Below are 24,928 nucleotides of genomic sequence, written 5' to 3'. Positions count from 1 at the left end.
CTTGTTCCAAAATTCACTTAACGTAGCGATGCTATGCTTCGTAAATTTTGAAAAAATCAATTCAAAAATACAATACTTTCACCTCAGAAACGGAAAGTTTAAACAGCTTCACCTTTTAAAATGAAATAACAAGTGCAAAAAAACAAAACTCATTACTCAAAACTCATAACTTGCTTTATGCTTCATTCAACAAAAATCTTTTTTATCCTAACAGGCTTATTGCTTATTTCTTGTGTAAGCAGTAAAAAAAATACAATCGCTACCCTGCAAACAGGAGCAGAGCAGACAGCAATATACCTGCCCCTTTTGAAAGGCAAAACGGTAGCTTTGGTTGTAAATCATACTTCGGTAATAGGCAAAATACATTTGGCTGATTCCTTAATTAGTTTGGGAGTAAAGATAAAAACGATTTTTGCTCCAGAACATGGCTTTAGAGGAACAGCTGATGCAGGCGAACACATTGCGAATGGCATTGATAAAAAGACTGGCTTACCGATAGTATCCTTGTACGGTGCTAATAAAAAACCTAGCCCTGCTCAATTAGAAGGCATAGATGTTGTAATTTTTGATATTCAGGATGTAGGAGCAAGGTTTTATACGTACACCTCTACAATGCATTATGTGATGGAAGCTTGTGCCGAAACAGGTAAAGCGGTATTAGTGTTAGACCGACCAAATCCTAATGGACATTATGTAGATGGACCAGTGTTAGATAAGAAATTTGCATCATTTGTAGGTTTAAATACTATACCAGTAGTACATGGTTGTACTGTGGGCGAATTAGCACAAATGATTAATCAAGAAGGTTGGCTAAAAGATGGCGTGAAGGCTAACTTAACTGTTGTAAAGTGTTCGAATTACCATCATTCAATGGTTTATGCACCACCCATTGCACCTTCACCTAATTTACCCAATTTACAATCAATTCTTTTGTACCCTTCCATCTGTTTTTTTGAAGGAACAGACGTAAGCGTTGGTAGAGGAACTGACAAACAGTTTCAAGTGATAGGTTCGCCTAATCAAGCTAACAGAGCTTTTACTTTTACACCTGAAGATAAGCCAGGGGCTAAAAACCCACCTCAAAAAGGTAAATTGTGTTATGGGTTAGATTTAAGCCAAATTGATGCTCGCAAACAAGGCTTTACCTTAAAATATGTATTAGACTTTTATCTGCAATCAGTCGATAAAAATAAGTTTTTTAGTAATAACGCTTTCTTTAATCTATTGGCGGGATCAGATGTTTTAAAAAAGCAAATTATAGAAGGGAAAACAGAAGCAGAGATTCGAGCGTCTTGGGTAAAAGACCTAGACCAATATAAAGCAATCAGGAAGAAATATTTATTGTATGCAGAGTAATATTTTGATGATTGATTCTAAAGCGATAACATTATAAAATCACATATTTTGAAATTATTAAAGTTTATACTAAAACTGTTTTTGATTGGTTTTTTGCCATTGTTAGCCATTGATAGTGCCAGAAAGTTAGATTTGATTTTCGACCCACGCTCACAAAATGCTTATATAGCTACTATTATCGATAAAACAAAAATGCTAGCGACCGTACAAAGCCCTAGATTAGTTTTAATGAGTGGTTCAAGCATGGCATTTGGTGTTGATAGCGATATGCTAGAGAAAGAAATTGGTTTGCCAGTGGTGAATGCAGCATTGCATTTCAATTTCGGAAGTAAGTATATGATGGAAGAGCTGAAAACTTATTTGAAAAAAGGAGATGTGGTGTTGATAACGTTAGAATATATGGTTACGTCTGAAGGAAAATATGAAGAGCAACTGATAGCTGCAGATTTTTTTCCGCCTTCCCAAAAATGGATTCATTTTCCATCTATTACCGAAAAAATAGGCAATTATGCTACCCACCGATTGACTGATTGCAGATTGATGATTGGTGAAGCTTTGAACCATTCAAGAAGTAAACCAATAAGTATAGCTGATACAACTTCTATTTTTTACCGAAATTGTTTTTCACCCAAAGGAGATTTACTTTGCCATTTGAATAATCCTCCGACTAAAATTGTCTATCCAACAATACCATCTGACCAAGATTTCACTCAACAAATAAAGGATTTAAACGATTTTTATGCTTTTGCCCAACAGAAAGGAGCTAAAGTGTTTTTTACCTTCCCTTGTTTAGCACAAAAAAGTTTTGAAGAAAATGCCAGCATTATTAAAAAAATCAGTGGGCAGATAAAGAGCCAACTCAAAATCCCAGTATTGGGTACGCCCCAATATGCTTTGATGGACGATACTTTGTTTTATGATAATGCTTATCATCCAAATAATAAAGGAAGAGAAATATTTACTTCAAGGATTCTACAACTTTTTAAAAATGAAGGTGGTATATAATTTTTTTTATTTTCAATATTACATTAGAAGAACAATAAATCATTCTATAAAAATTTAAATCATTAAATAATGTCCCAATTTTTTAGTAAAATTACTTTATTAATTGTACTGATTGCGATAACTATTTTAGGAATCATATTCATATTCAGCAAAGAAATTCATCAGAATTTCTTTGCTGGAATTGCTGATAAACATAAATGGGCAGCATCTATCAAAGAACCTAAAATCATTTTAGTAGGCGGTTCAAATTTAGCGTTTGGGGTTGCTTCTGATTCAATAGAGAAAGCTTTACACCATCCTGTTGTAAATTTAGGGCTTTATGCGGGTTTTGGATTAGACTTTATTCTGAAAGATGCTTTAACTGAAGTGAAAAAAGGAGACTGGGTAGTATTATGCCCTGAATATTATCTTGATAAAGCAGGAGATAACTATAGTAAACAGGCAACGACTATGTCATATCCAGAGGCGAATAAATATATTAATTATACAAACCTTAAAGATAAATTTGAAAAAAAAGCCCTTTTTTTTATTCGCTATGCAAGAAACTTGATTTTTTTTCCAAATCGTATTTCAAATCCTTCCATTGAGGATACCATTTCTGATTACTTTAGAAAAGGGTTTTCCGAGCGAGGTGATTTAGTATCTCATTTAAATAATGTCCCACATAAATTGGATAAATTCGATAAAGTTGAGTCACAAGATTATTCCCCTGAGATTGTTTTAATAAATCAATTTATTAAAACTGTAGAAAAAAAAGGAGCTATAGTCTATTGGACTTTTCCATCATATAGTTACAGTGCTTATAAGGGAAATTTACAAGGGTTATCTTTTTTTGAAAAACAAATTATAGAAAAGGTGAATTGTAAAAAAATTAGCCAAATTAAAGATGATATCTATCCAGATGATTGTTTTTATGATACTCATTTTCATTTAAATGGTGATTGTCGTATTCAGAGAACAAACAAATTAATAAGTGCATTAAAGAAAAATATCCACTAAACCTTACTGTTCCATCCTCAAGCTCTTAAAGAGAAATAAAGAGCAAAGAAATTTTCTCAGATATGTTATTTAATTCTATTGATTTTTTAATCTTTTTTCCCATCGTTACGGTATTCTATTTTTTAATACCCTATCGTTTTCGTTGGTTATTATTATTGGTAGCGAGTTGCTATTTCTATATGGCTTTCGTACCTATTTATATGCTTATTTTGGGTTTTACCATTGTAATAGACTACTATGCTGGGATTTATATAGAACAGTCGGAAGGTAAAAAAAGGAAATTATTCTTGACAATGAGCCTTATTGCAAATATTGGCGTTCTGGCAATTTTTAAATACTATAATTTCTTGAACGAAAATATAGGCTTTCTATTAAAAGGCTTTGCCCTTCAAAACCCTATTCCTTACCTCAAAATTTTACTACCCATAGGGCTGTCTTTTCATACTTTTCAGGCGATGTCTTACACGATAGAAGTATATAGGGGCAAGCAGAAAGCTGAACGACATTTTGGGATTTACTCGTTGTATGTAATGTTCTATCCACAATTGGTGGCTGGACCTATCGAAAGACCACAGAATGTATTACATCAATTTTATGAAAAATTTGATTTTGATTATCAGCGCGTAACAGATGGCTTAAAGCTAATGGCTTGGGGAATGTTCAAGAAAGTTGTGATAGCCGACCGTCTTGCGGTGATGGTAAATCAAGTATATGATAATCCTTTTGACCAAAAAGGAATACCGCTGATAGTCGCTACTACTTTATTTTCAATTCAAATTTTCTGTGATTTCTCAGGATATTCTGATATTGCCTTGGGTTCGGCACAGGTAATGGGATTTGATTTGATGAAGAATTTCGACCGTCCTTATTTTTCAAAAACCATTTCTGAATTTTGGCGTCGCTGGCATATTTCACTTTCTACTTGGTTCAGAGATTATCTGTATATTTCACTAGGCGGAAATAGAGTGTCTAAATGGCGAAGAGAATACAATCTTTTTATTGTTTTTCTGGTTTCAGGTATTTGGCACGGAGCTAGCTGGAATTTTGTTATTTGGGGAGCTATGCATGGTTTTTACTTAATTTTTGCAAATCTTACCGTTGATTTTAGAAATAAAGTAGTTGATGTAATAGGTTTGAAAAAATTGCCATTTCTTTATAAAATTATTCAGATTCTTACCGTTTTCTGTTTGACTAGCTTCGCTTGGATTTTCTTTCGTGCCGTTGATTTCAAATCGGCATATTATATTGCAACACATTTGTTTTCTGGCGTCGGTGAACAACTTTCGCAACTTACTAACAGAAGCTTTATTAATAAAAATATTTTCTTAGGACAAGGCTTTGCCAATTTTGTTATGGTTGTTTTCTCTTTGTTAGTGATGGAAACGGTACATTTTTACCAAAGAGGTCAGCGTTTAAGAACCGTTGTAAGTCAAAAACCACTATTGTTTCGTTGGGTACTTTATTACGGAATAGTATTAGCGATACTCTTTTTAGGAATGTTCGACGCTCCAGCGCAGTTTATTTATTTCCAGTTTTAAAAACACTGAAGATATATTTTATAAAAAAGTAAAATTTATTACTTCAAAACCGCAAATTTTCCCGAAATTTGCGGTTTATTTTTTAGCATAGTTTTCGGAAGGCTCAATTTTGCAATCCGAATTCAGCAATCCGAAATCGAAAAATGTCCGAAAAAATTCTTATCCTCGACTTTGGTTCACAAGTCACTCAATTAATTGCCCGCAGAGTTCGTGAACTTAATATTTATTGCGAAATTCATCCTTACAATAAAATCCCATCAATTGGTGAAGATGTAAAAGGCATAATATTGTCTGGTAGCCCATGTTCAGTACGTGATGAAGAATCGCCAAGAGTTGACATGAGTCTTTTCAGAGGCAAACTGCCAGTATTAGGTATTTGCTATGGTGCACAACTATTGGCTTATATGGGTGGTGGAGAAGTATATAATGCTGGACATCGTGAATACGGAAGAGCTAAATTGCAAAAAGTAGCTGAAAATCCGTTGTTGAATGATGTTTCTGAAAACAACCAAGTATGGATGTCGCATGGAGATACAATTATGTCGATTCCAGAAGACTTTGAAATCATTGGTTCAACTGAATCTGTGAAGATTGCTGCTTTTCATATCAAAGGAGAACAAACTTACGGCATACAGTTTCACCCAGAAGTGACACATTCATTAGAAGGCAAAACGATGTTGAAAAACTTCGTTGTTGGCGTTTGTGGATGTTCGCAAGATTGGACGGCAGATTCTTTTGTAGATACTACAGTGGCTGAATTGAAAGCTCAGTTAGGGGATGACAAAGTAGTTTTAGGACTTTCAGGCGGTGTAGATAGCTCAGTAGCAGCGGTGTTGATTCATAAAGCAATTGGCAAAAACCTTTATTGTATTTTTGTTGACAATGGTTTATTAAGAAAGAATGAGTTTGAGGATGTACTTGAGTCATATAAAAACCTTGGCTTGAATGTAAAAGGAGTGGATGCTAAAGACCAGTTTTATACAGCATTAGCTGGTTTGACTGACCCAGAAGCAAAACGCAAAGCCATCGGTAAAGTATTTATTGATGTGTTTGATCAGGAATCACATTTGATAGAAGATGTAAAATGGTTGGGACAAGGTACAATCTATCCAGATATTATTGAATCTGTTTCGATTAAAGGACCATCAGCTACGATTAAATCTCACCATAATGTTGGCGGTTTGCCAGATTATATGAAATTAAAAATCGTTGAGCCACTAAAGACACTCTTTAAAGACGAAGTACGTTTGGTAGGTAGAACGCTTGAAATTCCTCAGTTTATACTTGGCCGTCACCCATTCCCAGGGCCAGGTTTAGGAATTAGAATTTTAGGAGATGTTACTGCTGAAAAAGTACAGATTTTACAAGAAGTAGATGCCATTTTTATCAATGGACTAAAAAGCAAAGGCTTATACGATAACGTTTGGCAAGCAGGAGCAATGCTTCTACCGATTCAGTCGGTTGGTGTAATGGGCGACGAACGTACCTATGAAAGAGTAGTAGCATTAAGAGCGGTTTCGTCTGTAGATGGAATGACAGCCGATTGGTGCCATTTACCTTATGAGTTTTTAGCAGAGATTTCAAACGAAATTATCAATAAAGTAAAAGGAGTAAACAGAGTTGTTTATGATATTTCGTCGAAACCACCAGCAACGATTGAGTGGGAATAAGCATAGAAAATAAGTAAAGATAGAAAGCTCGGTTGTCAATCGGGCTTTCTATCTTTAATTTTATACCGTTTAATAAATTTTAAGCTTTATTATTTACCATATTTCTTACATTTAAGTCTTGAACGCTAAAAATTATCCTAATGAAAAAAATCACCTTATTCATTATCACATTGATTTCTATCATTTCTTTTACTGCCTGTGAACAAAAGTTTGGTTCTGATGTTGTGCCTAAAGCACCAGTGAGCATTGTAGGGAAATGGACTGTTTCAGGTTTTGGAACTATCACGAATGCTAAAACATACGAGGCAACATTACAAGAAATAAAAAGTGCCCCCAAAGCTGATACGACACTAGTTAGTGCATTGGCACAATCTTTTGCATTTGAATTTAAACAAGATGGTACGTTTGGTGGTGGTGCAGGAGGTACTTGGAAATTAAATGATAGTGCCAAAACAATAGATTTAACTAGTAAGGATAAAACTGGAAAAGAATCAGTTCAGACATTTTCTGTGTTGGAACTATCAGAAAATAGTTTGGTATTAGGCAGTAAGAAATTTACAGCCAATGCTAGTGGTAATATTGAAATTACTAATTTCCAAGATTTACCCTTCTATATAATGGGTACTCTAGCTGTTATGGTAAAAGGTAGCGAACAAGAATTGGATGATGCTACTTCTCTTCAAGGTACCCTGATTTTTAAACGATAATGTCAAAAAAAGAGAGTATTTAATTACTTCTACGTTTTGATAAATATACTTTCTTGCTAAGAAATCGTTATATTTCTTTAAGAAAAGCGTTTGTAATATTTTAACAACTCTAATAAAGCCCAATGAAGATTAAATTCCTGATGTTTTTGGCATTGATAACATGCCTTCCGACTTTCGCACAGAAAGTTACTCAAAATGCCAATTACCAGTTTTTTATTGATTTAACAAAAGTTCAAAACGATAAATTAGAAGTAACATTGACTACTCCTAAAATCTTGAAAGATGAAATAGTGTATAATTTCCCCAAAATTGTTCCTGGTACTTATGCCAACTACGATTTTGGCCGTTATATCACTGCATTAAAAGCTTTTGATGACAAAGGAAAAGAATTGACCGTCAATAAGGTTGATGCAAACAGCTATAAAATTAAAGGAGCGAAGAAACTTAGTAAAATCACGTACTTAGTAGATGATACTTGGGATTCACCAGAGATTTCGGGTGAATATGTTTTTGAACCAGCAGGTACTGATATTGAAGAAAATAAGCTTTTTGCCATTAATACGCATGGCTTTTTTGGATACTTTGATGATTTAAAACGCAGTACTTATGAAGTGACCTTTACAAAACCTACAGGTTTTTATGGTGCATCGTCATTAACGGCTATTAAATCAGATGATACAAAGGATGTTTTCAGTGTTTCAAATTACAATGATTTAGTAGATGCACCTATCATGTATTCAAAACCTGATACAACTATTTTGAAAGTTGGTGGTGCAGATATTTTAATTTCGCTTTATTCGCCTAATAAAAAAGCTACTTCTGCTGAAATTGCTGAGAATGTAAAAACATTATTAGAAGCTCAGAAAGAATATTTAGGAGGAACATTGCCTATTAAGAAATACGCCTTTGTGATTGTACTTTCAGATAATTTGAAAAATGGAAGCTATGGTGCTTTAGAACACTCATACTCATCTTTCTATTATTTGCCTGAATCTTCATCAGACGAACTGGCACAAACGGTGAAAGATGTTTGTTCGCATGAGTTTTTCCATATCGTTACGCCGCTTAGTATTCATTCAAAAGAAATAGGTGAGTTTGATTTTAACCATCCTAAAATGTCTAAACACCTGTGGATGTATGAAGGAATTACAGAATATGCAGCGGGACACATGCAAGCAAAATATGGTTTGATTGAGTTGCCAATGTATATGAACATGCTTCGTTCTAAAATTGGCAATATGTATGACCATTATAAAGATGACATCCCTTTTACGGTAATGTCGGCTGATGTATTGGAAAAATACAAAGACCAATACCAAAACGTATATGAAAAAGGAGCATTAATAGGGCTTTGTTTAGATATTAAACTTCGTCAATTATCAGGAGGAAAATATGGAACACAGAATTTGATGAAAGATTTATCTAAATATTATGGTAAAGATAAATCGTTCAATGATGATGAACTTTTCGATAAGATTACTGAAATAACTAAATTCCCAGAGATTCGTCAGTTTTTTGCTAATTACGTGGAGGGTAAACAGCCTTTACCTTTAATAGAAACCTTGAATAGTGTGGGTATCAACTTCCAAAAAACGAACAAGAAACTAGAAAAAACGTTAGGCTTTTCTGTATATAACTTAGGCATCAATCCTGAAACAAAAGGGATTTTTATCATTGATGATGAAGGAATTGATGCTTTTGGTGCAAAAATTGGGTTTAAAGCAGGGGATGAGTTAGTTTCTTTAAACGGAAAACCATTAGACCTGAATACGTTCAGAAATACTCGTTCTGATTTTATCAACAACACTAAAGAAGGTGATAATGTTGAATTTGTTGTGCTTAGAAAAGATGGAGATAAAAAAGTAGAAACCAGACTTGCATCTAAAATCTTTATTCCAGAAGTAATTGAGAAAAACCTTCTTTCTCCAGCAGAGAATCCGACAGAAGCACAAATTGCTCTACGCAAAGCTTGGTTAGTACCAGCAGAAGAAAAATAAATCATTAATATTATTTAAAAGCCCGTCAGGAATTATTCCTGACGGGCTTTTAAATAATGCTATCATGCAACTGAAAATCACCTAAATTTGTCTAATTATTAGCTAACTATATCTGGCCAATAAGATTGAATAAGAACAAGTTTTATCATGAAGACTATGGAAAAGATGAATACAAATCACTTTAGTGTGAAAGTTATAATATTAAGTGTGTTCTTCGCTTTGAGTTTCCTAGTTCATCAATCCGCCAATGCTCAAACTTTGCCAGCAAAGTATCTTTTGGTTTTTAAAGATAAAAGCAATTCACCTTATTCGGTTTCCCAACCTTTAGCCTATTTGTCCCAACGTTCAGTCAATCGTCGTCAGAAACAAAATATTGCTTTCACAACGAAAGACTTACCCGTAAATCCAGCTTACATAGATGAAGTAAAAAAGAAAGGTGCAAAAGTAATCTATACTTCTCGTTGGATGAATGCTGCCTTGATTGAATGTACAGCTACCGTTTTAACAAGTGTTTTACAATTATCCTTTGTAAAAGGGTTAGAAATCAATACTTCAATTGATAATCCTAGCACTCGCACAGCCAGAAAAACAACTAAGTTTGAAAGTTTAGGTACAGAAGCCTTGGGCTATGGTTTATCTAAAACTCAGATAGAAATGATTGGTGCAGATAAAATGCACGACCAAGGTTTTCATGGCGAAGGAATGATGATTGGCGTATTGGATGCAGGGTTCAATAACGCTAATAATATTGCTGCATTAAAACCACTTTTTGATGAAAACAGAATAGTGGGTACTTATGACTTTGTGAAAAATGAAAAGAACGTTTATGAAGACGATGCCCACGGAACAGCAGTTTTATCATGCATGGGTGCTTATCTAGACGGACAGGTGATAGGTACTGCTTATAAATCCTCTTTCTTATTATTACGTTCAGAAGATGCTGCTTCAGAATATCTTATCGAAGAAGCCAATTGGCTATTTGCCGCTGAATATGCAGATAGCGTAGGCGTAGATTTAATCAACTCATCTTTAGGTTATTCAGAATTTGATGATGCTAGCACCAGTCATAAATATGCAGATTTGAATGGCAAAACCACCATAGCGGCTAGAGCTGCCAGTTGGGCAGCTTCCGTAGGAATTGTCTGTGTGATTAGTGCAGGCAACGAAGGAAATGCTGCATGGCGTTATATTTCTACGCCTGCTGATGCTGATTCTGTTATCACTGTTGGAGCAGTGGATGCGTTAAAATCGTATGTGAGTTTTAGTTCTATTGGCCCTTCGGCTGATGGTAGAGTAAAGCCTGATTTAGCCGTAATGGGCAGGAGTGCTGCTGTGATTACGCCTAATGGCAATGTATCAACCAGTGATGGTACTTCTTTTTCTTCCCCTATTTTGTGTGGTATGGTAGCAGGTTTTTGGCAAGCCAATCCTACTTTAACAGCCATGACAGTGATTGATAGAATGCGGAAATCGGGCAGTCAGTATCAGAATCCAGATACACGATTAGGCTATGGTATTCCTGATTTTACCAGAGCCAATACACCAACGGTATTATCAACTGAAAGCGAAAATAATCAACTATTTAACGTATATCCTAATCCTACAACTTCAGAAATTACTATTCAGCTTAACGATACTAAAGTCAACAATTACTCTGCCATTTTAATGGATATTTCGGGCAAAACACTTCTTTATCAGCCTATTACTACGCTCTCTTTTAAACTATCATTGACGAACTTAAATGCAGGAATTTACTTTTTACGTATTGGCAATGAGCGTAAAAGTGCGTTGGTGAAGGTTTTGAAAATAGAGTAAGGTTTTATTTTGTAAGCTAAACGGTAACCATAAGGGCTACCGCTGTTGATGCTGGTAATAAGTTTTCCTATGACCCAAAATAAGAAAGAGTAGCACGTTCGTATTTATTTGGATTTTGTAGTAATTGGCTAACATCATTGCAAAACTAATTCTAGGAATCAATTGATAATTTCGCTTCTTAAACCATTATCTTAGGATCTTTAATCTTCTCAACACAAACACATCATTGATGAAAAACTTTTTAGCCTGTATTTTATTAGGTTTCATAACCATCTTACAAACAAACGTCTATGCCAGTACAGATTTGGATTATCATTTTGACATAAAGCCAAAAGTGATGCACGTCACGTTGAATTATCGCCCAGTCCAGCATGATAGCACTGTTTTTCAATACGGAAACGAATATTATGGCGGTATGAAAGACTTACTAAAAGGCTTAATCAATATTCAAGCTTCTGTAATATTCAAGGTTGATTCAGCAAAAAGTCAGCTTACTTTTTATCATCCCCAAAATACCCCGATTCAGATACAATACGATATTATTGATACCCACAAACCCCAACAAAAGGTTCGTGGTGAAATGTTTCGTCCGATAATTACAGATAGCTACTTCTTTTCGCTTTCACACTCACTCTTTTTGAATCCTCAAATAGATGAAAAACGACAGGCAAGTATGATGATGTCGGTAACCTTAGAGAAAAATCCAGCGTTTCCGATGTACTTTAGCTTTGCCCCAACACTAACAGCAGGCAAAACGGTAAGCCTTAAATTCTCGGAAGGAATGAATGCCTTGGTAACGGGGGCGTCTGACCTCCACATTGTCAAACGAAAATTGGCAGGCATTCAAAACTATGTGGTGCTACGCATAAACCAGAAAAATCCGTATAACCTCAAACGTTTTATGGACTATTTTGATAAATTTCTACCCGCCATGACCAACTTTTGGGGCAATCTCAATGGGACTTATTATTCCCTAATTGCCTCGCCTTTTCTTGATATTAAATATCATAATATCTCAGGCACGGCCTTCAACTCAGGCTTTCATGTAAAGTATTCGGGCGATACCATTTTAGCCAATGAAGAAGTAGTCACCACGATTTCGCATGAAATTATGCACCGCTATATTGGTGCGGGCTATGTATCAATGGGCGAAAACAATCAATGGTTTGATGAAGGCTTTACCGATTATACCACTTGGTACTTGTTGGCAAAAGCAGGAATTTTCTCAGAACATAAATTAGCCAAAATGGTAAAAGATACCTATCAACAATTATCTGCCAACCCCGTAAAAAATACAGCCAATGAAGACATTCTAAAGCACTTCTGGGAAAATCATAACTACGAAAAAATACCCTATCATCGAGGCGCATTGTTTGCAGCCTATATCAGCAAAAGGATTACCGAACAAAGCAAGGGAACTAAAAGCTACCAAGATTTTCTAAGAAGCCTAAAAGCCTTAGCGGAACAAAAAAAGCAATTGCTAACCATAGAAGACTTTATCGCAGTAGCCTCTGCCTATATCCCAAAAGCCGAAATAGAAGCCTCCATTGAACAGTATATTATTAAGGGAGAAATGATAGAGGAGGAGAGGATTTAGTAGAGTTTCGTTAAATCTTAAATACTCTCTTTTGAAATTAAGAATAAATAATTATCTTGAAAGGTGAAATCAAATTTCTACATACTAATATATATAACTTTAGCATACTGACCAGCAATATTTAATTGAGTAACAGGAAATGTAAATATGGGGCAATACTGTGAACTTTATATATCAGATTATCCGATCTCAACTACAAAGAATGAGATTGACACCTTTATTCTTTCTCTTTTTCAGCCTGATGATTTAAATCATTTTGACCGACGCATAATTGACCGAAATCAATTGTTATATGGACGTGGGGATTATGAAGACGAAATTGAGCATGCAGTTGAGTATTCAAATACGTCTAAAAATATTAAAGATCGTTTAGAAATTATGGGTTTTACCTTAAAGAAGGCAATCTCCGAATTTAATAATAGTAAAGTAGAATCGATAGAAACTCTTAAAGGATATATTAATGATAAAAACTTTTCAAGTAATCCAGAAATTAAAGCCAAGTTAATATTCGAAAAAGAACTACTTGAGAAATCATCTTATAATGACTTTCTAGTAGCTTGTAAAGAAATTATTGATAATGGGTACGGATATAAAGTTAAAAAAGAAGACTTGCCAAAAGAAACTAATCCATTAATCTATTATCTACTTGAATATGGAAATGGACTTGACCGGTTCCCATACATTTACGACCAAAGAGTATTATTACGTTCTTTACTTGAGATTACTCAAGATGAAAAGAAAGTAACTTATGACATAACAGAACTAATAGACCAAGAATATTATGAAGATAAAATAGAAAATATTTATACAGACACCATTCTGAATGTAACTTATGATTACGAGCTTGGAGAAAAATTTCTAATTCTTACCGAAGGATCATCAGATATTCAAATTCTTAAATCAGCAATGGCAATATTATATCCTCATTTAATGGGATATTATTCATTTATGGACTTTGGAATATCAAATGCGTCAGGTAGTGCCAGTTCTCTAGTTGCAAGTGTAAAATCTTTTGTAGGTGCTGGAATTAAAAATAAAGTTATTGCATTATTTGACAATGATACAGCAGCTGAATCTGCAATAAGAGGATTTCAAAAAACCATAATTCCCAGTAATATAAAGATTCTTCAATATCCTAACATTAAAATTGCTGAAAATTATCCAACCTTAGGCCCTACTGGAATTTCACTTATGAATATTAATGCTTTGGCATGTAGTATTGAATTATATTTAGGGAAAGACATACTAAGCAAAGATGGACAATTTATTCCTATTCAATGGAAAGGCTATGACCAAACATTAGGAAAATATCAAGGTGAGATTATTGATAAATCTAGAGTTCAAAATGAATTTCAAATAAAAATTGATGAATGTTTGAATGATTCAGCTAAGATAAATAATTATGACTGGACTGAATTAAAACAATTATTACATACAATATTTGATGCATTTAATAACAACAACGTAGATAATTAATTCAATATTCCAATGTTTAATTGAATCCTTAAGATGACAAATAAATTATAAATTAGACCCAAAAATAAATTCAGGCTCTATCTCTATTCAATGATAGACAGTAACATTCTCTGAAAGTTCTGGCATTTGGGTGTAAATCTTAAAGTCTACTGTATTCTGTCAGGCTTGTTATTATTGACTTGAAGCCTGATAAATAGTCGTCACTCGTTAAAAAAACGAGCGACTGCTAAAAAATAACCTAAGCATATACTTTGATTCAAAACCCCAAAAACTATGACCACGAATGCTGGTAATACTTTTTTTGCCCCAGAGCTTTATATCAATAATGGGGTAAAGGATATTTCATTCTATAAAAATGCTTTTGGTGCTACAGAGAATCTATGTTTTAGAAACGAAGATGATACTATTCACGTAGCAGAACTTTGTATAGATGGTGCTATTTTTCATGTTCATGAAATAACCTCCAATCTTTTTTTTCCTCCTGATAAACACAATGGCTGTACCTGTTGCATTGGTTTATTTGTACCAGATGTAGATGCCGTAATGAACCAAGCAATCATTGCGGGTGCCATCGAAATAAGCCCTGCCCAAGATTATGATTATGGTTACCGACAAGGAACATTAAAAGACCCTTTCGGGCATTATTGGCAAATTCAAAAAAAGATAGGATAAGGCTTATTCGCTCCACTAGTCCAAGCCATAGGCTTGAACTAGTAAGAGTTTATATTTTTGGATTAAAGTCTATTTTATCAAAACATCTTCTTCTTAAAGTTCTCAAATCCCAAAGTCTCCCAATCTTAAAGTCCTAAAGTCCCCCAATACCAATCATTTACACTTTTTTACACTCTTTTTACACATTTATTGCCTGTATAGTGGGTATTAAAGATAGCTTTGTTTGCCCTTGTTGTTATTTCATTAACAAGGGCGGAGTGTATCAACAGTATTTAAAGTCAAATCCTAACAGAAAAGAGTTAATGACAGATTTGATAATACAGAAAAATTTGACAAATGACAATGTATAAACTTAAAAATCCATTTTTCGCTTTTCTGTTAGTGTTCATATTTGTTACATTTTGTAACGGCCAAACAAAAAGTAAACGAACAAATGAAATTGTTGTGAAGCAACAATCATTTACCAGTAAAAATACAAAGCTGACCAAAACACAAGGCACAGACCAATATCAGCAAGTTGGTTGTAGTTTAAAGGATAAGTCAGGAAATATTTGGTTTGGTACCACAGGCGAAGGTGTTTATCGATATGATGGAAAAGTATTTACCCAGTTTACCCAAAAAGACGGTTTATGTGGGAATGGTATCTTTTTTATCCTACAGGATAGATTAGGCGACATCTGGTTCGGCTCGAAACAGGCAATATCCCGTTTCGATGGAAAGAAATTTACAAACATATCAATCCCCACTACTATTGGAAGCAATTTTCCATATAATAATTCTTTCAACAATTACCCATCAACAAAGAATGAACTGTGGAGTATGATGCAGGATAGAAGTGGGAAAATGTGGTTAGGTACAACTGATGGTATTTATTGCTTTGATGGAAAATATTTTACCCGTTTTTTAAATAATAATATCCTAAATATAGGCAACGTTAGCCTCAAATGGACACAATGTATTTTTGAGGACAAATCAGGGAATATTTGGTTTGGGTCATGGGTGCTTGCCAATGAGGGTATTTGCCGTTTTGATGGAAAAACAATCACGCAATATAAACCTTATGGAGAAGGATGGGTTCGTTCTATATTAGAGGATAAAAATGGAGCTTTGCTAATTGTAACCAGACACAACGGTGTATGTCGTTTTAATGGCAGAAATTTTACAAATTTTACAGAAAAAGGAGGCATTCAAAATGGTTCTATTAATTTGACCTTTGAAGACAAAATGGGCAATCTTTGGTTTGGGACAGAGTTAGGTAGCGGAGAGCTAAATGAGGATGGTGGACTATGGCGTTACGATGGTAAATCCTTTACTCGGTTTACAAGAAAAGACGGCTTGTGTCACAATGGTGTATATTCTATTTTGGAGGATAATGATGGAAACATTTGGATAGGTAGTAGAAATACTGATTTATGCCGTTTTGATGGAAAAACCTTTACCCGTTTTTCAGAATAAATAAAGGCTAATTGAAAATATGACAACTTCGCTGGTCTAAGCGTTTGTTCACTTAGACCCCAAAATAAATGCACTTTTCGAAGAGTAAATTGAAATACAGATAACAACGTTCGCTGAACGTCTAAGTAATGATGTTTTGGACTAAAAACTTTTTAACAAAATTTCTTAGTTCCTAAAGTTCTTCAGTCCTAAAGTCTCAAAACATTGTTTAAGCTTCATCTTTTATTGAACGTATTAGACTTATTCCTGAAGAAAAGAAAATAAAGCCAATAATTCCATAAGTAATAAGAGATTTCACATTGTGTCCACCTGATTTATTGACAAATAACGTGGCAGCATAAATAAGTCCGATGACACCTAATAGGGTGAGCAAAGCTCCAAAAATTCGTTTTATGTTCATGAAATTATGTTGTTATATTGATAAAAATTATCTTGTAATATGTTTATTGGGTATTAAATAACGTGATGCAATAAAGAATTTTGTATCATCAAAGGTAAAATACTACTTTACCTAATGTGTTAAATAATTGTGCCAATGACTTACACTGTTTAAGCTGTTCGATTTATTCCGAAAGGCAAATCGAACGATATATAACAACTAAAGTTTTCTGAATGTACAAATGTTTAGATTAAAAACCTATTTATCACGAATTTCGCTTGTCTTTCAGTACAAGTGGAAGGGAAAATGTTTTTTGTTAACCTTATTGTACGGCCAATAGTTTAAATCTGTACTTCCCTGATATGGTAGCCGTAGTTGTTCCTGGCAACTGTTGTCCCTTACAATTATACTCACCTTCTACCCAATATATTCTTTTGCCGTTTTCAATCTCAGCTTTAGTGATAGATTTTATAGTATGTTTATGAGTAGCTTCAGATGGAGCCAAGCTATAGAAATAATCGTTACTACCAGTAGTTTGAGGCACTTTTAAACTTAAGTGCAGGGGAGTAGCTGATGATGCTGGCATAAAGCTAGAATATGCTAATAAAGGATGATTACCAGCTTTTACTGTATCTAAGGCTGCTGCTGCACCATAAAAAGCAAAAGTGAATGTTGAGTTTGTAGAAGCAGAAGTGGCAACAACAAGTGTAACTGTACTACCCCCACTTGTAGCTTCAAACTTAATAGCACTACAATCGACATGCACGGCGGAGTTATTGTTAATCTTGTATTCAAAATACGGCTCCTCTGTTGTGGTAGGAGGAGTAACTGGCTTGGTAGGGTCATCTTTTTTAGTACAACTAATGAAACCCAGCACCAAAAGTGCTAAAAATAAAGTAGAGAGATTTTTCATAATAGAGCAAATTTGAATAGTATAATATTACGGCAAATTTTGTAAAAAACCATGATAAAAACAGGCTTTAAACGCCTAATTACTGTTATTTTTATTTTACGGCGATTATATAGTAAGGCTTGAAGCCTCCTAATAGTCGTTACTCGTTAGAAACGAGCGACTGCTGGGGAGGTTTCTTTCTTCTTAAAGTCCTCAAGTCTAAATATCTTTAAGTCTTGTTTCTTTTATCTTCCAGTCTTAAAGTCCTAAAATCCTAAAGTCTCCAACAAAAAAACCGTCATTTTGGCTTAAATAAATCAAGTTTTTGCGGAAAAATATGCCATTTTTACCGCAAAACTAGCTTGGCTTAGCTTTTGATGAAATAATACTATCAACGATTGAAAAACAGAAAATCATTTATACGATGAATTTTAATAAATATACAACCAAGACTCAAGAGGTAATCCAACATGCCGCTTCGATTGCCTCAGCAAATGGCCAGCAAGCTATTGAAACGGGACATTTGCTAAAAGCCATCATTGACGAGGAACCAAATACTTCAGAGTTTTTGATGAAAAAGCTACAAGTTAATCAGGCAATTTTTTCATCGAAACTGGAAAGTATAGTGAATGGCTATCCAAAAGTTTCTGGTAGAGCACAGCCCTATTTAGCAAACGATGCTGCTGCGGCTTTTACCAAAGCAGAGAATTTATTAAAAGAATTTTCAGACGAATTTGTATCCATAGAATTATTAATATTGGGAATCCTGTTAGGGAAAGATGCTGTGGCAAGTTTGATGAAAGAGAGTGGATATAAGGAAAAAGAATTAAAAAGTGCCATAAAAGAACTAAGAGGAAACACAACCGTGAAAGACCAAAATGCAGAAGCAACCTATCGTTCATTAGAGCGGTATGCTCGAAACCTAAATGAATTAGCCAAAGCTGGGAAAATTGACCCTGTGATTGGTAGAGATGAAGAAATACGCAGAGTACTACAAATATTATCACGACGCACTAAAAATAACCCTATGTTGGTCGGTGAGCCAGGAGTTGGTAAAACTGCTATTGTAGAAGGCTTAGCACAAAGAATCGTAATGGGAGACGTACCCGAAAACCTGAAATCTAAGCAGATTTATACGTTAGATATGGGTTTATTGATTGCTGGAGCGAAATACAAAGGTGAATTTGAAGAAAGATTAAAAGCAGTTATCAAAGAAGTAACAGATGCAGCGGGAGAAATCATCATGTTTATTGATGAGATTCATACCTTGATTGGTGCAGGCGGTGGCGGAGATTCGGCGATGGATGCTGCTAACTTATTGAAACCAGCGTTGGCGCGTGGAGAATTACATGCTATTGGTGCAACTACTTTGAAAGAGTACCAAAAATACATTGAGAAAGATAAAGCCTTGGAACGTCGTTTCCAGATGGTAGTAGTTGATGAACCAGATATTACTGATGCCATTTCTATCTTAAGGGGGATTAAAGATAAATATGAATTACACCACGGTGTAAGGATTCAGGACGATGCTGTAATTGCAGCTGTTGAATTATCAAGCCGTTATATTTCAGACCGTTTTTTACCAGATAAAGCCATTGACTTGATGGACGAGGCTGCTGCAAAAATGCGGATGGAAATAGATTCTGTTCCTGAAGAGATTGATGCTTTGAAACGTAGAATCATGCAATTAGAGATTGAACGTGAAGCAATCAGAAGAGAAAATAACATTGAACGTGAAAATATTATCAGCCGAGAATTAGCAGAACTTACCGACAAGAAAAGTGGCTTGATGGCGAAATGGGAAGGTGAGAAGTCTGTCTTGGATGAAGTTCGTAAAGAAAAAGAAAATATCGATCGCTTGAAATTGGAAGCTGAACAAGCTGAGAGAGCTGGCGATTATGGTAAAGTAGCAGAGATACGTTATGGTAAATTAGTGGAGGCTGAAAATAACCTGAAACAATTGCAAAACGAAAAAACTGCTGATAAAAATGGTGAAACGCCAATGTTGCAAGAAGAAGTAACTTCAGAGAACATTGCAGAAGTGGTAGCTAAGTGGACAGGCGTACCTGTATCAAAAATGATGCGTGCTGAACAAGAAAAACTGCTACATCTGGAAGTTGAATTAGGTAAAAGAGTAGCGGGACAAGAGGAGGCTATTGAGGCTATTTCTGATGCTGTTCGTCGTTCTCGTGCAGGAATGCAAGACCCTAAACGCCCGATAGGTTCGTTTATTTTCTTGGGAACGACAGGGGTTGGTAAAACGGAATTGGCTAAAGCTTTAGCAGATTACTTGTTTAACGACGAGAATGCGATGGTGAGAATAGATATGTCGGAATACCAAGAACGCCATGCGGTAAGCCGTTTGGTAGGAGCACCTCCGGGATATGTTGGTTATGATGAGGGTGGACAATTGACTGAAGCTGTTCGTAGAAAACCATATTCTGTCATTCTGTTGGATGAGATAGAAAAGGCACATCCAGATGTTTGGAACATTTTGTTACAAGTACTTGATGATGGACGTTTGACTGATAACAAAGGTAGAATTGCTAATTTCAAGAATACGATTATTATCATGACTTCCAATATTGGTAGCCATATTATCCAAGAAAAAATGGGAGAAATGGAAGGTTGGAACAACCATATCGTGATGGAGAAAGCCAAAGAAGAAGTAATGGTTTTATTGAAACAAGTAGTAAGACCAGAATTCTTGAACCGTGTGGATGAAATCGTGATGTTTGAGCCATTGTCTAAAGATAACCTTAGCCAAATCGTTAGAATTCAGTTTAGACACATTCAAGAACGTTTACAAGAACAAGGCATTACTTTAGAAAGCACTGATGAGGCCCTTGTGAAACTTGCCGAAGAGGGTTATGAACCAACGATGGGTGCAAGACCTTTGAAGCGTGTGATGCAAAGAAGAATTTTAAATGAATTATCGAAACAAATCTTAGGTAATTACATTAATAAAGATTCTGTAGTAATGATGGAAGTGAACGACGAAGGAGCAATTAAGTTTGAAAATGTAGGGAAATTGGAAGTGGAATAAACTCCTGTTACCGTTTAATAAAAAATAGTTAAATAATTGGAAGCCAGCCTTTTAAAGGGTTGGCTTTTTTATTAGGTTTGGGTGTTATATCAAAACCCTTTAACTTAAAAAACCAATGACTGCAATTTGTAATATCATAGCACTGCTGATTGTCTTCGGTGCTATTTATCTTTCTGTTACAACCAAAATTTTAAAAGATGTTTGTGTAATTGATTCTGACATTGGGCCAGTGGAAACCTATAGTTTTGCTCGTACCCAAGGATTGTGGTGGACTACCCTGATTGGAGCTTGCTTTGTGATTGGTTTTGGTAAGCGAGGCGAAGTTATTGAGCTTAATTCTACTTGCTTAGTTTTATTAGCAATCGGTGTAGGAACTACAGCTGTTGCTAGTGTAATAGATAATAATACACCACCAGAAGAAACACCGAAGGATAAGATTGAGACTGAAAAAGACTTACCTCCAAAACTCAGAAAACCAACCAATTTTTTTACTCAAATTCTTTCAGATTCAACAGGCATTACTGTCTATCGCTATCAAGCCTTAATTTTCAACCTTATATTTAGTATGGTATTTTTGGTGACTTTCTTTGAAAAGTTATCACACGGCGATAGAGAATTCCCTAGTTTTAGTTCTGAAACACTGGGATTGATGGGTATTAGTGCCACTACTTATTTAGGCATGAAAGCTACTGAAAAATAACAAAACTTACCTTAAACTTTACTACCATGAAAAGAATCTTAACTTTAATTTTAGCCCTCTTCTTTAGCGAAGATTGTATTGTTGGTCAAACTACTTGTGAAAAAGTTGATTTGAAACTTTCTTATCCTAAAAATCCAACTGCGAAAGTTTGGAAGATTAATAATGCGGTTATTGGCTATGTATCTGAAATGACGATTGATGTAGACGGTTCGCCTCAGGCTTATCATCCTCAGAATATAGGCTTGGATAATCTTTCTAGTGCTGGAGGAATTGGCAATTTAAGCCCAAGTGTGATTGTATTTGAGGGTAACAAACCATATATACAGAAATCATCTGACCCTTTTCCTGGATATTACCTCTCTCAAACTTCTTTGGTAGATGCTACTAAAAAAGTAACGGACTATAGAAGATATGTAAATTCTGAAGAAATCCCTTACATCGCTATTCCTCCTAATTTGATAGCAAAAGGTGTTGTGAAAGGAGATTTAGCCTATGTGTTTAATCGAAAAACAGGTAAAGGAAGTTTTGCAATCATCGCCGATACAGGTAATAACAAACACATAGGAGAAGGCTCTGTAAAACTATCTGAGAACCTGGGTATTAAATTGATTTATAAGAAGAAACTTAAACAAATTATTGGCTCTGATTCAAGCGGAGGAATTGTCTATTTGATATTCACGAAGTCAGGTAATAAAAAACCAATGAGTTTGACAGAAATTGAAGCCAAATCTCAACAATTTGATAAAGCTGAAATCAAGAAAATGATTGAGTGTTTGTAATAATAGTAGGGACGAATTGCATTCGTCCTTGTGTACGAACCAATAGGACGAATGCAATTCGTCCCTACGTGTTGTTTTGAGTCCAAGTGATGCTTTGCTTAACACGTGAACTATTGGGATTTATTTAGAAATTTAGGTAGCTTGCTTTTGAAAAATACTTAAACAATAATTGATGGTAACAACTGATAGACCAAATATTTTAGTGGTGTGTGGGCGTAATAAAAAACGAAGTAGAACAGCAGAGCATATTTTTAAAAATGATAATCGCTTTAATATTCGGTCGGTAGGGTTGAGTCCTAAGAGTGTAAGGAAGATTTCTGAAAACGATTTGAACTGGGCTGATTTTGTTTTTGTGATGGAGACGGATCAAAAAGCGAAAATCAAGGAGGTTTATAGTTTTCTGGAATTACCAATTATTGAAAACCTACATATTCCAGATGATTATGAATTTATGGATGAAGAACTTGTAGAGATGCTCACTGATAAAATCAATGATACCTTAAAGGAAGTTTATGAATTATAATACTTCCGCAGTCGTTTATTTCTAACGGTGTAGCGGCAATCCCTTGCGGTTGCCACTACAGGTAGAAAACGGTTACTGCTACTTTTTAATGGCTTATTTTATATTATTGATTTTACGGCTGGAAGCCTTTTAATAGTGGTCACTCGCTGGAAGCGAGCGACCACTGAGAATATTAATCAATTTGTATACTATCAACTGCTTTTGCCATTGCGTGTTCCTTCACGCCTGGTACTTTTAATCCTTCTGCCCTAAAAACGGTTAAATCTGTCATACCTAAAAAGCCAAGAAATGCCTTTAAATAGGGAGCAACAAAATCGTTGGCTTTACCTACACCTTCCGAATAAATACCACCGGAAGTCATGGCTACATAAACTTTTTTTCCTGTTACCATTCCAATAGGGAGTCCATCCTCACCATACCCAAAAGTTATTCCAGGCCTAGTAATATGGTCAATCCAAGCCTTTAGCGATGTGTGGATGGTAAAGTTGATAAGGGGCGCACCGATTACAATGATGTCTGCCGCGAATAGCTGTTTTACTAGTCTATCAGATAAGCTAATAGCTTCTTTTTCTTCTTCGTTCAGTTGATCTTTAGGAATAAAGAAGGTGCGAAGTACAGTAGGGCTAAGATGCGGTATTTCGATATCTACTAAGTTTAATTCTTCAAGTTCACTGTCAGGATACTTTTCCTGAATTTTTTCGATAATAGCGTTACCTAGCTTAATGCTATAGGATTCTGTACCTAGTAGGCTAGATTTTAAATGAAGGATACGTTTCATAAATGTTTTATTGATTAATTTAAAATTCCGAGATTGCCAGACTTCCTTTTGTGTTAATAGTGAAAGGTTTTTTCTCTCGAATTGTCAAGGACAAAGGTATTGCCTTGCAGTATACAAAAGTTAGCAGTTACCCAAAGGAAAGCGGTTACCTTTAGGAAAGTTTGTATCTTTGTACCAATGGAAACAATTGAAAATGAAATACTTCTGAGCAAGGCACAATGTGTTGGTTCGCTCAAAAACGTCATCGATGCGATGTATGTTCTTAATGGAAAGTGGAAACTTCCTGTGATACTTTGCTTAGTACAATCACCAAAACGTTTTAGCGAGATTCAGCATGAAATCACTGGTATATCTCCCAAGATATTATCTAATGAATTGAAAGATTTAGAATTAAATTACCTGATAACACGTAAAGTATATCCCACTACTCCAGTGACTATTATTTATGAAGCGACAGAATATAGCCGTACCTTAAAAAGTTTATTAAATGAATTGAGTGTTTGGGGAGAACAGCACAGAAAAAAGATTAAGGAACAGTAGTAGGCACGAATTGCATTCGTCCTATTGTTTGAGAATAAGGTCGTATGCAATACGACCCTACGCATGATAGCATGGTTTTAAATAGTTGGAATGGTTCCTCCATCAATAATATATTCAGTACCAGATAAATAACTGGCACGAGGTGAAACCAGAAAACCAACCAATTCGGCTACCTCCTCAGGTTTAGCGGGTCTGCCCATTGGGATTCCTCCCAATGCTTTCATTAAGCTTTCCAAAGCCTCTTCCTTGCTTGTATTTGCACTCTCTGCCAAGCGTTCTAGCATTCTTTCAGCAGCGGTTGTTTGAATGAATCCAGGGGATACTGTTAAAACCCTTACACCCTTGGGAGATACCTCGTTCGATAAGCTTTTGCTATAATTAACCAATGCAGCTTTTGCGGCAGCATAAGGCAAAGTAGAATCGTATAAAGGTAATGTTCTTTGAATAGAGCCTATATGGATAATTACTCCAGTTTTTTTTTGAAGCATAAAGGGCAAAAAACCTTTATCTAGCCTGACAGAAGCAAATAAATTAGCGTTAAATATTTCTTGCCAATGGATATCTGTCAATACTTCAAAACCACCTCCAGGCGTTTCTGAGCCACCAAGATTGTTGATAAGTATATCTAATCCTCCGTATGTTTCCTTAATTTCCTGAATTACTTTTGCTGCACCTTCAATTTGGCTTAAATCGGCAGCAATAAAGTGTATATTTTTTTCAAGATTATCAGGGTTATTTCTGGCTGTTACTATTACTTTTGCTCCTGCTTTTACTAGTCTTTCAGCAATTGCTTTGCCCGTACCTTTTGTGCCACCCGTTACGAGTGCTATTTTTCCTGAGAGTTCGTTGTTGAAATTAAAATCTATGTTCATTGCTATTTTTTGTATTTATTTGATGACAAAATTCGACACTATGAACAGATAGTACAAGTAGGGGCAAAAGATTCAGATAGTGACAATTTTTTCCCTATTGCACCTTATACGTCAACTAATTACATTTGTATC

21 protein-coding genes are annotated in these 24,928 nt (G+C 35.1%); 17 read left to right on the top strand and 4 right to left on the bottom strand.

Annotated elements, in window-relative coordinates:
- The first annotated feature begins 177 nt into the window (after positions 1 to 177).
- From AC07N0_RS12365 to AC07N0_RS12310, 12 genes are all read left to right on the top strand, one after another.
- Positions 178 to 1,356, top strand: coding sequence for an exo-beta-N-acetylmuramidase NamZ family protein (locus tag AC07N0_RS12365; protein ID WP_494589404.1), 1,179 nt, complete (start codon positions 178 to 180; stop codon positions 1,354 to 1,356).
- A 48-nt stretch (positions 1,357 to 1,404) separates the two neighbouring features.
- Positions 1,405 to 2,361: a hypothetical protein gene (locus AC07N0_RS12360; protein WP_492802945.1), complete on the top strand. Its 957-nt coding sequence runs from the start codon at positions 1,405 to 1,407 to the stop codon at positions 2,359 to 2,361.
- A gap of 69 nt (positions 2,362 to 2,430) precedes the next feature.
- Positions 2,431 to 3,360: a hypothetical protein gene (locus AC07N0_RS12355; RefSeq protein ID WP_494589403.1), complete on the top strand. Its 930-nt coding sequence runs from the start codon at positions 2,431 to 2,433 to the stop codon at positions 3,358 to 3,360.
- A 62-nt stretch (positions 3,361 to 3,422) separates the two neighbouring features.
- Positions 3,423 to 4,898 (top strand): MBOAT family O-acyltransferase, encoded by a 1,476-nt coding sequence (locus AC07N0_RS12350; RefSeq protein WP_494589402.1) that lies wholly within the window; start codon positions 3,423 to 3,425, stop codon positions 4,896 to 4,898.
- A gap of 143 nt (positions 4,899 to 5,041) precedes the next feature.
- Positions 5,042 to 6,568, top strand: coding sequence for a glutamine-hydrolyzing GMP synthase (guaA, locus tag AC07N0_RS12345; protein ID WP_494589401.1), 1,527 nt, complete (start codon positions 5,042 to 5,044; stop codon positions 6,566 to 6,568).
- A 140-nt stretch (positions 6,569 to 6,708) separates the two neighbouring features.
- Positions 6,709 to 7,275 carry a hypothetical protein gene (locus AC07N0_RS12340; RefSeq protein ID WP_494589400.1) on the top strand — a complete coding sequence of 189 codons (567 nt, stop codon included), beginning with the start codon at positions 6,709 to 6,711 and terminating at the stop codon, positions 7,273 to 7,275.
- A 122-nt stretch (positions 7,276 to 7,397) separates the two neighbouring features.
- Positions 7,398 to 9,272: a M61 family metallopeptidase gene (locus AC07N0_RS12335; protein ID WP_494589399.1), complete on the top strand. Its 1,875-nt coding sequence runs from the start codon at positions 7,398 to 7,400 to the stop codon at positions 9,270 to 9,272.
- Positions 9,273 to 9,458: 186 nt separating this feature from the next.
- Positions 9,459 to 11,087, top strand: coding sequence for a S8 family serine peptidase (locus AC07N0_RS12330; protein WP_494589398.1), 1,629 nt, complete (start codon positions 9,459 to 9,461; stop codon positions 11,085 to 11,087).
- A 229-nt stretch (positions 11,088 to 11,316) separates the two neighbouring features.
- Positions 11,317 to 12,684, top strand: a complete 1,368-nt coding sequence (locus tag AC07N0_RS12325; RefSeq protein WP_494589397.1) for a M1 family aminopeptidase — start codon at positions 11,317 to 11,319, stop codon at positions 12,682 to 12,684.
- Between the two features lie 147 nt (positions 12,685 to 12,831).
- Entirely contained in the window at positions 12,832 to 14,160 is a 1,329-nt protein-coding gene (locus AC07N0_RS12320; protein ID WP_494589396.1) for a HEPN/Toprim-associated domain-containing protein, read from the top strand.
- A 273-nt stretch (positions 14,161 to 14,433) separates the two neighbouring features.
- Positions 14,434 to 14,832 (top strand): VOC family protein, encoded by a 399-nt coding sequence (locus AC07N0_RS12315; protein ID WP_494589395.1) that lies wholly within the window; start codon positions 14,434 to 14,436, stop codon positions 14,830 to 14,832.
- A gap of 444 nt (positions 14,833 to 15,276) precedes the next feature.
- On the top strand, positions 15,277 to 16,287 hold the full coding sequence (locus AC07N0_RS12310) for a ligand-binding sensor domain-containing protein (protein WP_494589394.1): 1,011 nt from the start codon (positions 15,277 to 15,279) through the stop codon (positions 16,285 to 16,287).
- A gap of 208 nt (positions 16,288 to 16,495) precedes the next feature.
- Here the strand turns inward: AC07N0_RS12310 and AC07N0_RS12305 are convergent, their stop codons facing one another.
- Positions 16,496 to 16,687, bottom strand: a complete 192-nt coding sequence (locus AC07N0_RS12305; RefSeq protein ID WP_492802968.1) for a hypothetical protein — start codon at positions 16,685 to 16,687, stop codon at positions 16,496 to 16,498.
- A 301-nt stretch (positions 16,688 to 16,988) separates the two neighbouring features.
- Positions 16,989 to 17,579: a hypothetical protein gene (locus tag AC07N0_RS12300; protein ID WP_494589393.1), complete on the bottom strand. Its 591-nt coding sequence runs from the start codon at positions 17,577 to 17,579 to the stop codon at positions 16,989 to 16,991.
- Between the two features lie 403 nt (positions 17,580 to 17,982).
- Here AC07N0_RS12300 and clpB point away from each other — a divergent pair, with 403 nt between their 5' ends.
- From clpB to AC07N0_RS12280, 4 genes are all read left to right on the top strand, one after another.
- Complete coding sequence (gene clpB / locus AC07N0_RS12295; RefSeq protein WP_494589392.1) at positions 17,983 to 20,604, top strand: ATP-dependent chaperone ClpB; 2,622 nt, start codon at positions 17,983 to 17,985, stop codon at positions 20,602 to 20,604.
- A 115-nt stretch (positions 20,605 to 20,719) separates the two neighbouring features.
- Complete coding sequence (locus tag AC07N0_RS12290) at positions 20,720 to 21,304, top strand: hypothetical protein (RefSeq protein ID WP_494589391.1); 585 nt, start codon at positions 20,720 to 20,722, stop codon at positions 21,302 to 21,304.
- A 26-nt stretch (positions 21,305 to 21,330) separates the two neighbouring features.
- Complete coding sequence (locus tag AC07N0_RS12285; protein ID WP_494589390.1) at positions 21,331 to 22,083, top strand: hypothetical protein; 753 nt, start codon at positions 21,331 to 21,333, stop codon at positions 22,081 to 22,083.
- A 172-nt stretch (positions 22,084 to 22,255) separates the two neighbouring features.
- On the top strand, positions 22,256 to 22,606 hold the full coding sequence (locus AC07N0_RS12280; protein ID WP_494589389.1) for a protein-tyrosine-phosphatase: 351 nt from the start codon (positions 22,256 to 22,258) through the stop codon (positions 22,604 to 22,606).
- Positions 22,607 to 22,778: 172 nt separating this feature from the next.
- On the opposite strand, the gene AC07N0_RS12275 is transcribed toward AC07N0_RS12280, so the two are convergent.
- The gene (locus AC07N0_RS12275) at positions 22,779 to 23,384 is read right to left on the bottom strand and encodes an FMN-dependent NADH-azoreductase (RefSeq protein WP_494589388.1); all 606 of its coding nucleotides are present in this window, start codon (positions 23,382 to 23,384) and stop codon (positions 22,779 to 22,781) included.
- A gap of 177 nt (positions 23,385 to 23,561) precedes the next feature.
- Here AC07N0_RS12275 and AC07N0_RS12270 point away from each other — a divergent pair, with 177 nt between their 5' ends.
- On the top strand, positions 23,562 to 23,924 hold the full coding sequence (locus AC07N0_RS12270; RefSeq protein WP_494589387.1) for a winged helix-turn-helix transcriptional regulator: 363 nt from the start codon (positions 23,562 to 23,564) through the stop codon (positions 23,922 to 23,924).
- 77 nt (positions 23,925 to 24,001) lie between these two features.
- Here the strand turns inward: AC07N0_RS12270 and AC07N0_RS12265 are convergent, their stop codons facing one another.
- Positions 24,002 to 24,796 (bottom strand): SDR family oxidoreductase, encoded by a 795-nt coding sequence (locus tag AC07N0_RS12265; RefSeq protein WP_494589386.1) that lies wholly within the window; start codon positions 24,794 to 24,796, stop codon positions 24,002 to 24,004.
- Between the last annotated feature and the right edge of the window lie 132 nt (positions 24,797 to 24,928).

The organism is Arcicella sp. GW821-FHT09D11 (genome assembly GCF_059416265.1).
This window is presented reverse-complemented; position numbering and strand designations above follow the sequence as displayed.

What these genes read in the sequence shown, in the direction of transcription:
- AC07N0_RS12355 (WP_494589403.1), top strand. Translation starts at nt 2,431, where the DNA reads ATGTCCCAATTTTTTAGTAAAATTACTTTATTAATTGTACTGATTGCG.
- AC07N0_RS12300 (WP_494589393.1), bottom strand. Translation starts at nt 17,579, where the DNA reads ATGAAAAATCTCTCTACTTTATTTTTAGCACTTTTGGTGCTGGGTTTC.
- AC07N0_RS12270 (WP_494589387.1), top strand. Translation starts at nt 23,562, where the DNA reads ATGGAAACAATTGAAAATGAAATACTTCTGAGCAAGGCACAATGTGTT.
- AC07N0_RS12280 (WP_494589389.1), top strand. Translation starts at nt 22,256, where the DNA reads ATGGTAACAACTGATAGACCAAATATTTTAGTGGTGTGTGGGCGTAAT.
- AC07N0_RS12320 (WP_494589396.1), top strand. Translation starts at nt 12,832, where the DNA reads ATGGGGCAATACTGTGAACTTTATATATCAGATTATCCGATCTCAACT.
- AC07N0_RS12340 (WP_494589400.1), top strand. Translation starts at nt 6,709, where the DNA reads ATGAAAAAAATCACCTTATTCATTATCACATTGATTTCTATCATTTCT.
- AC07N0_RS12350 (WP_494589402.1), top strand. Translation starts at nt 3,423, where the DNA reads ATGTTATTTAATTCTATTGATTTTTTAATCTTTTTTCCCATCGTTACG.
- AC07N0_RS12335 (WP_494589399.1), top strand. Translation starts at nt 7,398, where the DNA reads ATGAAGATTAAATTCCTGATGTTTTTGGCATTGATAACATGCCTTCCG.
- AC07N0_RS12275 (WP_494589388.1), bottom strand. Translation starts at nt 23,384, where the DNA reads ATGAAACGTATCCTTCATTTAAAATCTAGCCTACTAGGTACAGAATCC.
- clpB (WP_494589392.1), top strand. Translation starts at nt 17,983, where the DNA reads ATGAATTTTAATAAATATACAACCAAGACTCAAGAGGTAATCCAACAT.
- AC07N0_RS12285 (WP_494589390.1), top strand. Translation starts at nt 21,331, where the DNA reads ATGAAAAGAATCTTAACTTTAATTTTAGCCCTCTTCTTTAGCGAAGAT.
- AC07N0_RS12365 (WP_494589404.1), top strand. Translation starts at nt 178, where the DNA reads ATGCTTCATTCAACAAAAATCTTTTTTATCCTAACAGGCTTATTGCTT.
- AC07N0_RS12290 (WP_494589391.1), top strand. Translation starts at nt 20,720, where the DNA reads ATGACTGCAATTTGTAATATCATAGCACTGCTGATTGTCTTCGGTGCT.
- AC07N0_RS12265 (WP_494589386.1), bottom strand. Translation starts at nt 24,796, where the DNA reads ATGAACATAGATTTTAATTTCAACAACGAACTCTCAGGAAAAATAGCA.
- AC07N0_RS12315 (WP_494589395.1), top strand. Translation starts at nt 14,434, where the DNA reads ATGACCACGAATGCTGGTAATACTTTTTTTGCCCCAGAGCTTTATATC.
- AC07N0_RS12325 (WP_494589397.1), top strand. Translation starts at nt 11,317, where the DNA reads ATGAAAAACTTTTTAGCCTGTATTTTATTAGGTTTCATAACCATCTTA.
- AC07N0_RS12305 (WP_492802968.1), bottom strand. Translation starts at nt 16,687, where the DNA reads ATGAACATAAAACGAATTTTTGGAGCTTTGCTCACCCTATTAGGTGTC.
- guaA (WP_494589401.1), top strand. Translation starts at nt 5,042, where the DNA reads ATGTCCGAAAAAATTCTTATCCTCGACTTTGGTTCACAAGTCACTCAA.